Origin of the sequence: Neotabrizicola shimadae (genome assembly GCF_019623905.1) — a bacterium.
GTDB classification, from domain to species: Bacteria; Pseudomonadota; Alphaproteobacteria; order Rhodobacterales; family Rhodobacteraceae; genus Neotabrizicola; species Neotabrizicola shimadae.
The window spans coordinates 121,458-135,874 of record NZ_CP069370.1; the positions used below are offsets into that span (position 1 = coordinate 121,458).

Genomic DNA, 14,417 nt, shown 5'->3' on the forward strand with positions numbered 1-14,417 from the left:
GTCAGATGCACTGATATCATGCAATCGCTGCGCGTTCTGCAATGATCGGCACCGGACTAGGTCACGGGCATCCATCAGAAAGGAACATCCCATGCCTGCACGCCTTGCCCCCTTCCTCTTCGGCTTCCTGCTTTCCGGCCTCATGTCGCTTGTCGTGTCGGGAGTCGCCACGCTGCGCAACGCCGGCCTGTCCGAGGGCTTTGGCAGCCTTTGGGCCGGCGCCTGGCTGCCCTCCTGGACGGTGGCCTTCCCCGTCGTTCTGGTCGTGGCGCCTTTGGCCCGCCGGCTCGTGGCGCTGGCGGTCCGCTCCGAGGGCCGGGCGCAATGAACCCGCAGACCCCGCAGCTGCCCTGGCCCGGCCTGGCCGTCCTGTCGGCCGCGATGCTTTTGCCCTCGATGGGCACCAGCATCGTCAACGTGGCCCTGCCCGACATGGCCCATGACTTCGGCGGGGAGTTCCCGGCGGTGCAATGGGTGGTGCTGGCCTATCTCCTCACCCTCTCGGCCTTCATCGTCGGGGCTGGACGGCTGGGAGACATGCTGGGCCGCCGCCGTCTGCTCGTGGCCGGCTTCGCGGTCTTCGCGGCCGCCTCGGCCGTGGGCGCGCTGGCCCCCGCCCTCTGGGCGGTCATCGCGTCGCGCGCGGTTCAGGGCCTCGGCGCCGCCCTGCTGATGGCACTGGCCATCGCCTCGGTGGGCGATCTCGTGCCGAAGACCCGCGCCGGCAGCGCAATGGGCCTGATGGGCACGGTATCGGCCATCGGCACGGCGCTTGGCCCCTCGGTGGGCGGCGCCCTTGTCGCCCTGTGGGGCTGGCCCGCTGTCTTTGCCGTCCTGGCGATCCTCGCCGCGGCGGCCGGTGCCGTCGCGCGCCGCGTTCTCCCGGCCGACCGCCCGTTGTCTGGCCCCTTGCAGTTCGATACCGCGGGCCTTGTCCTGCTGGCTGCCGCCCTGGCCGCCCTCGCGCTTGCCCTGACCCCCGCCAACGCGGCCGCCGTGGCTTGGCCTGCGCTGCCGGCCATCGCCTTTGCGGCAACCCTCGCCTTCCTCTGGGTCGAGATGCGCGCGCCGCATCCGCTGATCCGGCTGGGTCTGCTGGCCGACTGGCCGCTTTCCGCGGGGCTTGCAGCCTCGGGGCTGGTGGCGGCCGTGCTGATGTCCACCCTGGTCGTCGGTCCCTTCTTCCTGTCACTGGGGCTGGGTCTCGACGCGCTCCACACCGGGTTGGTCATGTCGGTCGGGCCCGCCGTCTCGGCCCTCTGCGGCGTCCCGGCGGGCCGGGCGGTGGACAGGTTCGGCACCCTCGCCGTCACCCGTCTGGGGCTGGGGTTTCTTGTCCTCGGCTCGGTGCTGATGGCGCTGGTGCCTGTGAGGTTAGGCTGGCCGGGCTATGCCGCGAGCCTGGCCGTCATGACCGCGGGCTATGCCCTGTTCCAGGCCTCGAACAACACCGCCGTCATGGCGCGCGCGGACGCAGAACAACGCGGCCTGGTTTCGGGCCTGCTGGGCCTTGCCCGCAACATGGGCCTCATCGCGGGCGCCTCGGCGATGGGCGCGCTGTTCGCCTGGGGCAGCGCGGGCGGGCTGGCCTGGCTTGGCGCGGGCGCCGGTGCGGGGCTGCAACTCACCTTCGCAGTCGGGGCCTGCCTTTCCCTGCTCGCCTTTGCCATTGCGCAGGCCGGTCGCGGGTCATGAGCCTTGGAACAAGTGCCGGCCGATCGCGGGTCCTGACCAAGAGCGAAAAGCCGCGCTACATGCGCGGCTTTCTCGTCATTCTGGCGGAAGACTGGCAGGGGCAGCAGGACTTGAACCCGCGACCCTCGGTTTTGGAGACCGATGCTCTACCAACTGAGCTATACCCCTAGGCCGTGGCAGCGGGTTACGGCAGGCCACGGGCGAAATCAAGGGCCAATCGACGGGGCATGCCCATGGCTTGCCGTACCCCTTCGCCGGGGCGCAGGGCGCCCCGGTGTCCAGGGAACGGCCGCCCCGCCCTACTTGCCGCGGAGGTCGATGATCTCGCCCGAATCCTTGGCCGTGCAGACCATGTCGCCGTGGCCGACTGCCGTTTCCACGACGTATTCGTGCTTGCTCTTCTGGTACGAATTCGTGACGTGGACGTGGTGGATGCCTACCGCATAGTTCTTCGCCACAAGCTGGGTGCAGGCCGAGATCACGGCCGAGGGCACGCCATTGCCGCCGGAGGCATTGTTGCGGCGGTAGGCATTGGCGTTGGTGCGTTCCTCGATGCCGGCCTCGTAGCCCTGGGCATAATCCTGGGTACTGCCGTATTCGTCATAGTTGTAGCCGTGGGTCGCATCGCGGTAGCCGCGTTCAAATTCAGCGGTCGCCTCTCCGGTCCCCGGGGCATAGCCCGACTGGTAGTGGTGCTTGTTGTGCATGAGGGCGGCCACGCCAAGGATGGCCAGTGCTGCCGCAGCGGCCTGATCCGACTTCGTGTCGGCATGCGCGGCCGAGGCCGGAACCTGCAGGGCAAGCGCGGTGACGGTCATGAGGGTAAGCGCGATCTTCATGGAGACTCCTGCAAATTGGGCCATGACAAAGCGGCCGGTGGAGGGCAGGGCGGGACTGTGCCCATCCCGCCTGCGCGGTGCAGTCTCCCGAATCCCGGCAGCGGTGCTATCCGGAACGCGAAACAGGAAGGCCCCGGTCATCGACCGGGGCCTTCGGAATGTCCTGCGGGGGCGATCAGGTCGCCCCGGCTGAAGATCAGGCGATGATCTTCGAGACGACGCCTGCGCCGACGGTGCGGCCGCCTTCGCGGATGGCGAAGCGCAGCTTTTCTTCCATGGCGATCGGGGCGATCAGCTCGACCTCGAACTTCAGGTTGTCGCCCGGCATCACCATTTCCGTGCCTTCCGGCAGCTTCACGGTGCCCGTCACGTCCGTCGTGCGGAAGTAGAACTGCGGGCGGTAGTTCGCGAAGAACGGGGTGTGGCGGCCGCCTTCTTCCTTCGTCAGGATGTAGGCTTCAGCCTCGAACTTCGTGTGCGGGTTCACCGACTTCGGCTTGCACAGAACCTGACCGCGCTCCACACCGTCACGTTCCACGCCGCGCAGCAGAACGCCCACGTTGTCGCCGGCCTCGCCGCGGTCCAACAGCTTGCGGAACATTTCCACGCCGGTGCAGACCGACTTCTTCGTCGGGCGGATGCCCACGATTTCCACTTCGTCGCCGACGTTGATCACGCCACGCTCGACCCGGCCGGTGACAACCGTGCCGCGGCCCGAGATCGAGAACACGTCTTCGATCGGCATCAGGAAGGGCTGGTCAACCGCACGGGCCGGGGTCGGGATGTATTCGTCCACCGCCTTCATCAGCGCGCGGATCGACTGCTCGCCGATGTCCGGACGCTCGCCGATCATCGCCTGGTGGGCCGAGCCCTTGATGATCGGGATGTCGTCGCCGGGGTATTCGTAGGACGACAGAAGCTCGCGCACTTCCATTTCCACGAGTTCCAGCAGTTCCTCGTCATCCACGAGGTCCACCTTGTTCATGTAGACGACCATGTAGGGGATGCCCACCTGGCGGCCCAGAAGGATGTGCTCGCGCGTCTGCGGCATCGGGCCGTCAGAGGCCGCGCAGACCAGGATCGCGCCGTCCATCTGCGCCGCGCCGGTGATCATGTTCTTCACATAGTCGGCGTGGCCGGGGCAGTCCACGTGCGCATAGTGACGGCTCTCGGTCTCGTATTCCACGTGCGCCGTCGAGATCGTGATCCCGCGCGCCCGCTCTTCCGGAGCGCCGTCGATCTGGTCATAGGCGCGGAACTCGCCGAAATACTTCGTGATCGCCGCCGTCAGCGTCGTCTTCCCGTGGTCAACGTGGCCGATCGTGCCGATGTTGACGTGCGGTTTGTTACGTTCGAACTTTGCCTTTGCCATTTCGGGCGCCCTCATGATGGGGGCCCTGTCGGGGGCCCTCGGTTCACACGCGCGGCGACTTATGCCGAAGGCCCGGGAAAATCAAGCGTCAGTTGGCCGGAACCGCAGGCGTCGCCGCGATCGGCGCCACGGCAATGGCCTCTGTCGCGGGTACGGCCGCCGGGGGCGCAATCTGCGCCGATGGCGAGGCCGCGGCTTCCTCGGGCGTCACGCCGGCCTGGGCCATGAAGGGCGCCAGCGGGTTGGGGTCGTTCTCGGTGTTGTCGCCCACCTGCGGATTGTCGGTGAACCACTGCGGGTTGCGCACCAGCCAGTCCTGGATCTTCTGCACCGCCAGATAGCTCAGCGTTTCCATCTGCTTGCGCTTGTTGCGCGTGATCCCCGACCCGATCACCGTATCGGCAGAGAGGTCTTCGAAGATGGTCAGTTGCTTCGGCTTGGGGTTCAGGCGGGTCTGGGTGGCGTCGTCCCAGATGTTCACCGTGATCACCAGGACAGACTTGGGCGCCGCCACCACCGGCACACCGGGCGGTGCCAGAGCATAAGCGTTCAGCGCCACGCCGAAGTCATACATCCGTGTGCCCTCGTACCGGCCAAAGCGATCTTCCATCGCCTTGGTCATGACCTCTTTCCACTCTTCCTTGCTGGCCTCGCGTGACAGCGGGACCATCTCCAGGTTGTCGGGGATCACGATATTGTGCCCAAGCACGAAATCGCCCAGGGGCACGGGCGGATCGGCCAGGTCGTTCTTCTTGATGGAACAGGCCGCAAGTCCCGCTGCAAGACCGGCAATCAAGAGAATCCTGCTCAATTTCGGCATCTGGCGGCTCCGTTGGGGCGCACCCGGCATAGCCTGAACCCGGCCTTCCACGCAACCCGCCCGCCTTGGGATCGGCGGCAACCGCGCTAAATTGCAGATCACCCCGCGCGAGTCCTGCCATGACCGATCCCCGTCCCGTTCCTGCGCCCGAAACCCGCCTGCCCGTGCGCGTGCCGCTTGGCACGAAGCCGCTTGGCATCTGGGGCTCGCTCCAGGCCGGGCGGCGCAACGTGCTGGGGCTGGTGCCGGAAATCGCCGTGCGCCAGCCCATCGTCTCGGGCACGACGGGCAAGCGCTGGCACATGGTGATGGACCCCGCCGCGCTGCGCCACATCCTGCGCGATGCGGTGGACAACTACCCCAAATCCGTCGTCACGAAGCTGATCCTTGAACCCGCCATCGGCGACAGTCTCTTCGTGGCCGAGGGGCGCGAATGGCTGTGGCAGCGCCGCACCGCTGCGCCCGTGTTCAGCCACCGCAACGTCGCCGCGCTGGCCCCGGTGATGACGGCGGCGGCCGAACGCGCCTCGGCCCGGCTGATGCAGGCTCCGGGCCGCGCCGCCAACCTCTTCGACGAGATGGTGGCCGCCACCTTCGAGGTCATCGCCGACGTCACCTTCTCGGGCGGCGAGGGCTTTGATCGCGCCGCCGTGCACCGCGCCATCGAGCAATACATCGGCCAGACCGCCAAGGTCTCGATCCTGGATATCCTGGGTGCGCCGCCCTGGGTGCCGCGCCCGTCGCGCCTGATCGCCGGTTCCGCCATGCGTGAGACCAAGCGCATGGCTGATCTCGCCATCGACCGCCGCCGGTCCGAGGGGGCGAAACCCGTGCCCGATCTGCTTGACTTGCTGATGGCGGGTGAGGACAGGCAGACCGGCCGCAAGATGACCACGGCCGAACTACGCGACAACCTTCTCACCTTCATCGTCGCCGGGCACGAGACGACGGCGCTCACCCTGTCATGGGCGCTGTACCTCTGCGCCTTCGATCCCGCCGTGCAGGCCGAGGCGCGGGCCGAGGCGCAACAGGTCCTCGGCGACCGCGCCGCCACGGCCGAAGACGTGGCCCGGCTGCCGCTCACCCGTCGCATCGTGGACGAAGCGCTGCGCCTTTACCCGCCCGCCGCTTTCCTGTCGCGCACCGCCATGGCCGAAGACCGGCTTTGCGGCCGCGAGGTGCGGCGCGGCGACACGGTGATCCTGCCGATCTATGCGCTGCACCGCCACCGGCTTCTGTGGTCCGACCCCGATGCCTTCCTCCCTTCGCGCTTCGCCGACCCCAAGTCGGTCGACCGCTTCGCCTTCCTGCCCTTCGGCGACGGACCCCGCATCTGCATCGGTGCCAACTTCGCCATCCAGGAGGCGGTCATCATCCTGTCCACCCTGCTGGCGCGCTTCCGCTTTGCCCCGATCCCCGGACGCGACCCCAAGCCCGTGATGATCCTCACCTTGCGCCCGGAAGGCGGCGTGTGGCTGATGATCGACCGTGCCTGATGCCATCAGCGCGCCGGTTCCGGCGCGCTGCCTTTGCCAGACTCAGGGGCCTGACGGGCTGGGTCACAGCAGGAAGTCGCCGGCGATCAGCTTCGTCTGGTCCAGCAGGGTGACGCTGAAATCCGCGACCATGTCGCCGTCGATGTCGGCCAGAACGGTCAGGCCGCCCGCAAAGGCCTCGTAGCGCAACTGGCCAGAGGCGCCTGTGAACGCGCCCGTGCCGATGAAGCTCAGGGCCTCGTCCGCCAGGGTCGCGATGTTGGCGTCGATCTGGCGCAGGTCGAGCCGGTCTTCGCCATGGACGAAGTCGGTCACAATGTCCCGGCTGGCCGCATCCGTGCCCGAGTCGCCCAGACGGAACACGAAGCGGTCGGCGCCGGCCCCTCCGGTGAGGCTGTCTGCGCCCAAGCCGCCGACCAGGATGTCGGCGCCGGCCATGCCGTCCAGCGCATTGGCAAGCGCGTTGCCGGTCAGCGTGTTGGCAAGGTCGTTGCCGGTGCCCGAAACCGCGGTTTCCATCAGTTCCAGCTTCTCGACATTGGCGGCCAGCCCGTGATCGACATAGGCCTGCACCAGGTCATTGCCGCCGCTGGCTGCTTCGTTGACCGTGTCGGCCGCGTCCTTGATGACATAGGTGTCGTTGCCCGCCCCGCCCGACAGCGCATCCGCCCCGGCGCCGCCGTTCAGCATATCCGCGCCGGCGCCGCCGTTGAGCACGTCGTCTCCGAGGCCGCCGATGAGCGTATCGTTGCCGCCGGCACCGGACAGCGTATCGTTGCCGCCGGCCCCGCCGATGTAGTTGCCGGTGGCATTGCCCATCACGGCGAGGCCGGCATCAAGCCAGACATCCGCGGTTTCGACATTGGCGGCCATCGTCCAGTTCACAAAGACGATGGCGTTGTCGTAACCGCCGCCTGCGTCCTCCTTCACCACGTCCGCGCCCGAAGTGACCCAGTAGAGATCGTCGCCCTGGCCGCCTTCCATCGTGGTGCCCTCGGCCGATCCCTTCATCGTGTCATTGCCAAGGCCGCCGACAAGGCTATCGATTCCACCCAGGCCGAACAGGACGTCGTTGCCGTCATTGCCCAGGATCGTTTCGGCCGCAGCGGTGCCGTACACTTCGTTCGCTTCGGCATTGCCGATGATCTGGCTGACGCCGGCGCCGATCTCGACGCGCTCGATGCCTTCGGCAATGGTCCAGCTGCCCATGCCCGAAACCCTGGCAGTGTCGTAATCTACCTTGCCGGCCGCCTCGTACTGGATCGTGTCGCCGGCGTTGTCCAGGATGTAGGTGTCGCTGCCACCCGCGCCGCCAAGCGTGTCGGCCCCGGCGCCGCCATCCAGCGTATCCGCGCGGCCGGCTCCGGTGATGCGGTTGTTGTCGGCGTTGCCGGTCAGCAGATAGGCGTAGTCGCCGCTTGCCATGACGTTTTCGATGTTGGCGTCCAGCGTGAAGTAATGGGTCTCTCCGACCGCGCCGGTCGCGTTCGCATAGCCGCGCCCGGCGGTGACGACGGTGTCGATGCCACCGCCCGCCAATTCGATCAGCTGATCGTAGCGCCCTTCCGCGAAGGTACCCAGGTGATAGGTGTCATCGTCGCCTTCGCCATAGAGCGTATCGTTGCCACCCTGGCCGAAGATCGTGTCCATCCCCTTGCCGCCGTAGACGATGTCGTTGCCGGCGCCGGCTTCGATGCGGTCATGGCCGTCGCCACCGTAGATCGTGTCCAGACCAGTGCCGGTGGTGATCCAGTTGTTCAGGGCATTTCCCGTCATCCGCGCATTCGTGGCACCCTTGTAGGACAGCTCCTCGACATTGGCGGTCAGCGTGTAGGTGCTGAGCATGGTGTTGACCGCGTCATAGCCCGCGTTCAGGTTCTCGACGACCTTGTCGCCCGCATCGTCGACCCAATAGGTGTCAGAGCCCGAGCCGCCCTCCATGACATCGGCGCCCTTGCCGCCGTCAAGCAGATCGTTGCCTGCGCCTCCGGACATGGTGTCACTGTCCGCCCCGCCGTAAAGCTCGTCTTCCAGATCATTGCCGAGCAGAATGTCGTTCCCGGCGCCACCGTAAAGATAGTCGTAACCGGAGGTGCCGCCGATGATGTCGTTGCCCGAGGTGCCGGTTTTCGTGACCATGAAACTTCTCCTGAAATGCGATTGTGAGGAAGGCGCTTTGCCTTGACCTGCACCATGCCGGGCGCGTGTTTCAGATTGGCGCCGCGCGGCGCGGCTCTCTGTTACAATCGTTACAGAGTTGCCTTGCCTGAAAACAAACGCGAAACCTTGCCGGCCCGTCACAGTTTTCCCTTGCAGATCCTTGGTTGGCGGCGCATAGGACCGCCCATCGGCCTGCGGTTTCTGCGGGCCTGTTCCCATTCGGAGTGACCATGGCCAAGGAAGACATTCTCGAATTCCCGGGCGTCGTGAAGGAACTCCTGCCGAATGCGACGTTCAGGGTCGAGCTTGACAACGGCCATGAACTGATCGCGACGATGGCAGGCAAGATGCGCAAGAACCGCATCCGTGTTCTGGCCGGCGACAAGGTGCAGGTGGAAATGACGCCCTACGACCTGTCGAAGGGGCGCATCAACTACCGCTTCAAGTAAGTTGCGCTTCATCCTCGGTTCGGGATCGCCCCGCCGGAAGGAACTTCTGGCGCAACTGGGCATCGTGCCCGACGCGATCCTGCCGCCCGACATCGACGAAGACCCGCGCAAGGGCGAACTGCCCCGCCCCTATGCCGCGCGGCTTGCGCGTGAAAAGGCGCTGGCCGTTCCGGCCGGGCCGGATGACATCGTGCTTTGTGCCGATACCACCGTTGCCCTTGGCCGCCGCATCCTGGGCAAGCCCGCCGATGCCGGCGAGGCGGCCCGTTTCCTGACCGCACTTGGCGGGCGGCGCCACCAGGTCATCACCGCGCTTGCCGTGCGGCGGGGCGACCGTCTTTGGACGCGCGAAAGCCTGTCCGACGTGAAGATGAAGCGGTTGTCGGATCACGAACTGAACGCCTATCTCGCTGGCGGCGAATGGCAGGGCAAGGCTGGCGCCTATGCCATCCAGGGCGCGGCCGGGGCCTTCATTCCCTGGATTTCGGGCAGCTTTGCCGGCATCGTGGGGCTTCCGCTCGCCGAAACCGCCGCGCTCTTGCAGGCCGCGGGCTATCCCCTGTGGAGGAGCCCATGAAGGGCCGTGTGATCCATCTGGACGAAATCTCGGGACGGCCTGCCGCTGCGCTGGTGGTGGACGGTCGGCTGGAGGATTTCCTTATCGACCCGGCGGACGACCAGCCCTTGCCAGGTGCGATGTGGCGCGCGGTGGCGGACCGGCCGATGAAGGGGCAGGGTGGCATGTTCGTGAAGCTGCCCGGCGGCGTCTCGGGCTTCCTGCGCCAGACCGCCGGCATCGCGCCCGGCCAGCGACTGATCGTGCAGGGCACTGGCCCGGCCGAAGATGGCAAGGCCTTGCCGGTGACGACGCGCCTTCTGTTCAAGAGCCGCTATGCCATCGTGACGCCCGGCGCGCCGGGCCTGAACATCTCGCGCCGGATCCGCGACGAGGATGAGCGCGCGGCGCTGCAGCCGCTGGCCGAGGCCGCGATGGCCGGCGCGCCCGAGGATCTGGGCCTGATCCTGCGGTCGGCCTGCGAAGGCGCCGAGCCGGAAGCGGTTGCCGAAGACATCGCCGCGATGCGCGGTCTGGCCGAGGCCGTGGTGGCTGACCTGGAGGGCGGGCCGGAACTTCTGGTCGAGGGGGCCGGGGCGCATGACCTGGCCTGGCGCGACTGGGGCGACCCGGTGCCCGACGAGGTGGTGGACGGTGCGATGGCGCGCGACGGTGTGCTGGACCTTGTGCAAGAGCTGCTGTCGCCGCGCGTGGATCTGCCGGGCGGCGGGCACATGATGATCGAACCCACCCGCGCGCTGATCGCGGTCGACGTGAACACCGGGACCGATACCTCGCCTGGCACCGGGTTGAAGGTGAACATCGCCGCCGCCCGCGACCTGCCGCGCCAGCTGCGCCTGCGCGGGCTTGGCGGGCAGATCGTGGTGGATTTCGCGCCGGTCCCCAAGCGCGACCGCGCCATCCTGGATCAGGTGCTGCGAGCCGCCTTCAAGTCGGACGGCGAACAGACCCAGCTTGCCGGCTGGACGACGCTGGGGCTGTTCGAGATGACCCGCCGCCGCGACCGTCTTCCCCTGGCCGTGGTGCTCCCGTGAAATGCCCGATCTGCGGCAAGCCCGCCGAACCGCGCTATCGCCCCTTCTGCTCGAAACGCTGCGCCGACATCGACCTCGGGCGCTGGATGTCGGGCAGCTACCGCATTCCGGCCGACGAGACAGAGCCCCCGGAAAACCCGCCGCGCGAAGAATGATGACGTTTTTTCGCCGTTCCCCCTCTGGACAGCACCCGGCGCCTGACGTATGACCCCCGCACCCAAGGGACGGCACGTCCCGGAAGGGCCCAGATAGCTCAGTTGGTAGAGCAGCGGATTGAAAATCCGCGTGTCGCTGGTTCGATTCCGGCTCTGGGCACCACTTAACTTCCGCAGAGCGTTATGTTTCCTGCTGCCGATTCCGGTGGTGGCTCGGGTCGGGCCGTTCTGGAGCAAGGTCTGGAAATCGTGTCGTGGCGCATCCGCCGCTGCACTTGATAGCCACGGTATAGTCTGCCAAAGGCAAGGCCCGGCGCAGGGCCGGGCCTTGGACTGCCGGGCGCTTGGCCGGCTCAGGCGATGATCAGGAAGTCCGATGAAGCCAGGGCTGTGCCGGCTCCCAGATTGGCGATCAGCACCTGCGCCACAGCGCCCGTGCCGTCGCGGTCATAGGAAAGGTCGCCGGTCGCCTGATCATAGATGATCCGGTCGTTTCCGTCTCCCGCCGCGGTTCCCAGAACGAAGCGTGCTGCGGCAAGGCCACCCACCGCAAGTACGGTGAACACGTCGTCGTCCAGCAGGATCTTGTCGGTCCCGCTGACGAAATCCGAAATCGTGTCGGAATGGGCGGCATTCATCGGAGCCGAGAACACGAACCGGTCGACCCCAAGCCCGCCGGTCAGCACGTCATGACCTGCGCCGCCGTTCAGCGTGTCGCTGCCGCCGCCGCCGATCAGGATGTCGCGGCCTCTGTCGCCGATCAGCGAGTCGTGGCCGGCGCCGCCCAGAAGGCGGTCGTTGAAGGTGGTCCCGGTCACGGTATCGTTTCCCGACACCATCAGGGCCCACAGCTGCGGCCAGGATTCAGCGACCACCAGATCGTAGACATCCACGGCCGAGATGTTCCAGCCGGTGATGTCCAGCGCGGTGCTGCCGCCGATCTGTACGTTCAGTCCGGTCAGGTCGCCGGCCGTGATGTCCGTCAGGAAGCCGAAGAACGTCACCGTCTGAAGATTCGTGCCGGTGAAGGTCGCCGTGTCGGTGCCATTGGTGAACACGAGCGAGGTGGTGCTGAACGTGCCGGACCCGTTGCCGACCACGAAGTCAAAGTCCTGGGCACCCATCTTTATGCCCGTCGTGAAGTACCCCGACGAGAAGGTGAAATTCGCCATCTGAAATCCTCCATGCTCCCGCTGTTCCAGGGTGCGTCATCACCGGGCGGAAAGCGGTTGTGCCGCGGCACATGCGCCTGTTGTGGCAGACTCCCGCCCTTCAAGGCAAATCCTTAATCGAATGCCTCGCGCCGACCATGCGCCCCCATGCACGGGGCGATTGTGCGCATTCGCCCCTTGGTGGAAGAAAGTGAACGCCGAGTTAAGATGCCTTCCCAAGCCATTGATTTCATTGAGTCGAATGAGGCGTCCGAGCTCGGATGCCTTTAGGTGAACCGGTTGTCCCTGGGAAAGCCACGCGGCGCCATGGCCCCCGCCCCGGCCCGGGCGCCCTGCCATTGGGCCAGATCGGTCTCGGTCCGGGTCCGCCCCGCCGGGTCCTTCCACGTCAGCCCCTGGGCCAGGGTGAAAGTCATGGCGTCCGACAGCCCCCCGTCCTTGTACTTCTGGAGCCGGACCCCCTTGCCACGGCCCATTTCGGGCAGTTCGGCCAGAGGAAAGACCAGAAGCTTCCGGTTCTCTCCCACCACCGCCACATGGTCCCCCGCCACCGGCCGGCACAGCGCACAGCGCACCCCCTCGGCCAGGTTCATCACCTGCTTGCCCGCCCTGGTCTGGGCCAGCAGGTCATCGGCCGGTACAAGGAACCCGTCACCGGCCGACGAGGCGACCAGATAACGCCCTCCCTCGCGCCACAGGATCAGGTCGGTGATCTCCACCTCGTTGGGCAGGTCCACCAGCAGGCGCACCGGTTCGCCCATGCCCCGCCCGCCGGGCAGGTTGGCGCCAAGGACCGTGAAGAACCGCCCGTTCGACCCCACCAGCAGGATCTTGTCCGTGGTCTCGGCATGGAAGGCGAACCGAGGACCGTCTCCGTCCTTGAACTTCTGCTCGGTGGCCAGGTCCACATGGCCCTTCATCGCCCGGATCCAGCCCATCTTCGAGCAGATCACCGTGATCGGCTCCCGCTCGATCATGGCCTCGACCGAAACCTCGGCCGTCTCTGCCGCTTCGGCCAGCGTCGTGCGCCGCGCACCCCCCGGCGCGCCCGCGCCGAACTGCTTGCGGACCTCCTCCAGTTCTGTCCCGATCCGCTTCCACTGAAGCTTCTCGCTGTCCAGCAGATCCACCAGCCCCGCCCGCTCGGCCATCAGGGCGTCGCGTTCCGAGACCAGCTCCATCTCCTCCAGCCGCCGCAGCGACCGAAGGCGCATGTTCAGTATCGCCTCGGCCTGCGGCTCGGTCAGCTCACCCTCGCCGGGCGGCGGCGAGACATAGTCCTTTTCGCTGGTCGCCCGCTTGTGCGGCCGCCCCCAGGTCTCGCGCATCAGCGCGGCCTTGGGCTCGTCGTCATAGCGGATGATGTCGATCACCCGGTCGAGGTTCAGGAAGGCAATGAGGAAGCCTTCCAGAATCTCGAGCCGGTGGTCGATCTTTTCCAACCGGTGTTCGGAACGGCGCCGCAGCACATCTCGCCGGTGGTCGAGAAAGGCGCGCAGCACCTCTTTCAGCGAGCAGACCCGCGGCACCTTGCCGTCGATCAGCACGTTCATGTTCAGGCTGAAGCGGATTTCCAGGTCGCTGTTGCGGAACAGGGCACCCATCAGAAGCTCGGGGTCCACGGTGCGCGACCGCGGCTCCAGCACGATGCGCACATCGTCGGCGCTTTCGTCCCGCACATCGGCCAGAAGCGGCACCTTCTTGGCCTGGATGATTTCGGCCAACTTCTCGATCAGCTTCGACTTCTGGACTTGGTAGGGGATCTCCGTGACCACGATCTGCCACATGCCCCGGCCAAGGTCCTCGACCGCCCACCGGGCGCGCAGGCGGAAGCTGCCCCGCCCGGTGCGGTAGGTCTCGACGATGGTGTCGCGGGGTTCCACCACGACGCCGCCGGTCGGGAAGTCGGGGCCGGGGATCAGCGCAACCAGCGCATCGTCGGTGATGCCGGGGTCGCGCAGCATGGCGTGGCAACCCTGGATCAGTTCATCCAGATTGTGGGGCGGGATGTTGGTGGCCATACCCACGGCAATGCCAGAGGCGCCGTTGGCCAGAAGGTTGGGAAACGCCGCCGGCATGACGACCGGCTCTTCCAGCGTGCCGTCGTAGTTGGGGCGGAAGTCCACGGCATTTTCGGCCAGTCCTTCCATCAGGGCCTCGGCGATCGCCGTCAACCGTGCCTCGGTGTAGCGGGAGGCAGCCGGGTTGTCGCCGTCGATGTTGCCAAAGTTGCCCTGGCCATCGACCAGCGGGTAGCGGACGTTGAAATCCTGTGCCAGCCGCGCCATCGCGTCATAGATCGCGGCATCGCCGTGGGGGTGATAGTTGCCCATCACGTCGCCCGAGATCTTGGCCGACTTGCGGAAGCCCCCTGTCGCGGACAGCCGCAATTCGCGCATCGCGAACAGGATGCGGCGGTGGACCGGCTTCAGCCCGTCGCGCGCATCGGGCAGGGCCCGGTGCATGATGGTGGACAAGGCATAGGTCAGATACCGCTCGCCGATGGCGCGCGACAGGGGCTCGGCGACAAGCACCGGCTCGATCTTGGGGGTGTCGTCTTCGTCGGACATAGCGGTTGTGTAGTGCGCGCCGAAGGTCCGGTCCAGACAGAAATCCACCCCGGAATTGTACTGCTTTGGCCAGTTTCT

13 protein-coding genes and 2 tRNA genes are annotated in these 14,417 nt (G+C 66.7%); 8 read left to right on the forward strand and 7 right to left on the reverse strand.

Features of this window, described 5'->3' with window-relative positions; genetic code table 11:
* Positions 1-91 precede the first annotated feature (91 nt).
* Both JO391_RS00575 and JO391_RS00580 read left to right on the forward strand, forming a co-directional pair.
* Positions 92-328 (forward strand): DUF2798 domain-containing protein, encoded by a 237-nt coding sequence (locus JO391_RS00575; RefSeq protein WP_220662290.1) that lies wholly within the window; start codon positions 92-94, stop codon positions 326-328.
* The gene (locus tag JO391_RS00580) at positions 325-1,695 is read left to right on the forward strand and encodes an MFS transporter (RefSeq protein ID WP_220662291.1); all 1,371 of its coding nucleotides are present in this window, start codon (positions 325-327) and stop codon (positions 1,693-1,695) included. Before JO391_RS00575 ends, JO391_RS00580 begins: the two co-directional genes overlap by 4 nt.
* A gap of 92 nt (positions 1,696-1,787) precedes the next feature.
* On the opposite strand, the gene JO391_RS00585 is transcribed toward JO391_RS00580, so the two are convergent.
* From JO391_RS00585 to JO391_RS00600, 4 genes are all read right to left on the reverse strand, one after another.
* A tRNA-Trp gene (locus JO391_RS00585) sits at positions 1,788-1,863 on the reverse strand.
* A 131-nt stretch (positions 1,864-1,994) separates the two neighbouring features.
* Positions 1,995-2,534: a hypothetical protein gene (locus tag JO391_RS00590; protein WP_220662292.1), complete on the reverse strand. Its 540-nt coding sequence runs from the start codon at positions 2,532-2,534 to the stop codon at positions 1,995-1,997.
* 196 nt (positions 2,535-2,730) lie between these two features.
* Positions 2,731-3,906: an elongation factor Tu gene (gene tuf, locus JO391_RS00595; protein WP_220664386.1), complete on the reverse strand. Its 1,176-nt coding sequence runs from the start codon at positions 3,904-3,906 to the stop codon at positions 2,731-2,733.
* Positions 3,907-3,994: 88 nt separating this feature from the next.
* Positions 3,995-4,726 (reverse strand): hypothetical protein, encoded by a 732-nt coding sequence (locus JO391_RS00600; RefSeq protein ID WP_259444778.1) that lies wholly within the window; start codon positions 4,724-4,726, stop codon positions 3,995-3,997.
* Positions 4,727-4,845: 119 nt separating this feature from the next.
* On the opposite strand from JO391_RS00600, the gene JO391_RS00605 reads away from it, so the two are divergent.
* Complete coding sequence (locus JO391_RS00605; RefSeq protein WP_220662293.1) at positions 4,846-6,222, forward strand: cytochrome P450; 1,377 nt, start codon at positions 4,846-4,848, stop codon at positions 6,220-6,222.
* A 63-nt stretch (positions 6,223-6,285) separates the two neighbouring features.
* Here JO391_RS00605 and JO391_RS00610 read toward each other — a convergent pair whose 3' ends face one another.
* Positions 6,286-8,361 (reverse strand): calcium-binding protein, encoded by a 2,076-nt coding sequence (locus tag JO391_RS00610; protein WP_220662294.1) that lies wholly within the window; start codon positions 8,359-8,361, stop codon positions 6,286-6,288.
* 251 nt (positions 8,362-8,612) lie between these two features.
* Here JO391_RS00610 and infA point away from each other — a divergent pair, with 251 nt between their 5' ends.
* The 5 genes from infA (at position 8,613) to JO391_RS00635 (ending at position 10,760) form a co-directional block, all read left to right on the forward strand.
* Complete coding sequence (gene infA, locus JO391_RS00615) at positions 8,613-8,831, forward strand: translation initiation factor IF-1 (protein WP_023664579.1); 219 nt, start codon at positions 8,613-8,615, stop codon at positions 8,829-8,831.
* Position 8,832: 1 nt separating this feature from the next.
* Entirely contained in the window at positions 8,833-9,408 is a 576-nt protein-coding gene (locus JO391_RS00620; protein WP_220662295.1) for a Maf family protein, read from the forward strand.
* A complete protein-coding gene (locus JO391_RS00625) occupies positions 9,405-10,442 on the forward strand; it encodes a ribonuclease E/G (RefSeq protein WP_220662296.1) in 1,038 nt (345 codons plus the stop codon). Before JO391_RS00620 ends, JO391_RS00625 begins: the two co-directional genes overlap by 4 nt.
* Positions 10,439-10,597 (forward strand): DNA gyrase inhibitor YacG, encoded by a 159-nt coding sequence (locus tag JO391_RS00630; protein ID WP_220662297.1) that lies wholly within the window; start codon positions 10,439-10,441, stop codon positions 10,595-10,597. Before JO391_RS00625 ends, JO391_RS00630 begins: the two co-directional genes overlap by 4 nt.
* Before the next feature lie 87 nt (positions 10,598-10,684).
* A tRNA-Phe gene (locus JO391_RS00635) sits at positions 10,685-10,760 on the forward strand.
* Positions 10,761-10,950: 190 nt separating this feature from the next.
* Here JO391_RS00635 and JO391_RS00640 read toward each other — a convergent pair.
* Complete coding sequence (locus tag JO391_RS00640) at positions 10,951-11,769, reverse strand: calcium-binding protein (protein WP_220662298.1); 819 nt, start codon at positions 11,767-11,769, stop codon at positions 10,951-10,953.
* Positions 11,770-12,035: 266 nt separating this feature from the next.
* Positions 12,036-14,339, reverse strand: a complete 2,304-nt coding sequence (locus JO391_RS00645) for a DNA topoisomerase IV subunit A (RefSeq protein WP_220662299.1) — start codon at positions 14,337-14,339, stop codon at positions 12,036-12,038.
* Between the last annotated feature and the right edge of the window lie 78 nt (positions 14,340-14,417).

Bases quoted from the DNA above. Each gene is read 5' to 3' on its own strand.
- JO391_RS00575 (WP_220662290.1), top strand. From the start codon at position 92: ATGCCTGCACGCCTTGCCCCCTTCCTCTTCGGCTTCCTGCTTTCCGGC.
- JO391_RS00580 (WP_220662291.1), top strand. From the start codon at position 325: ATGAACCCGCAGACCCCGCAGCTGCCCTGGCCCGGCCTGGCCGTCCTG.
- JO391_RS00590 (WP_220662292.1), bottom strand. From the start codon at position 2,534: ATGAAGATCGCGCTTACCCTCATGACCGTCACCGCGCTTGCCCTGCAG.
- tuf (WP_220664386.1), bottom strand. From the start codon at position 3,906: ATGGCAAAGGCAAAGTTCGAACGTAACAAACCGCACGTCAACATCGGC.
- JO391_RS00600 (WP_259444778.1), bottom strand. From the start codon at position 4,726: ATGCCGAAATTGAGCAGGATTCTCTTGATTGCCGGTCTTGCAGCGGGA.
- JO391_RS00605 (WP_220662293.1), top strand. From the start codon at position 4,846: ATGACCGATCCCCGTCCCGTTCCTGCGCCCGAAACCCGCCTGCCCGTG.
- JO391_RS00610 (WP_220662294.1), bottom strand. From the start codon at position 8,361: ATGGTCACGAAAACCGGCACCTCGGGCAACGACATCATCGGCGGCACC.
- infA (WP_023664579.1), top strand. From the start codon at position 8,613: ATGGCCAAGGAAGACATTCTCGAATTCCCGGGCGTCGTGAAGGAACTC.
- JO391_RS00625 (WP_220662296.1), top strand. From the start codon at position 9,405: ATGAAGGGCCGTGTGATCCATCTGGACGAAATCTCGGGACGGCCTGCC.
- JO391_RS00640 (WP_220662298.1), bottom strand. From the start codon at position 11,769: ATGGCGAATTTCACCTTCTCGTCGGGGTACTTCACGACGGGCATAAAG.
- JO391_RS00645 (WP_220662299.1), bottom strand. From the start codon at position 14,339: ATGTCCGACGAAGACGACACCCCCAAGATCGAGCCGGTGCTTGTCGCC.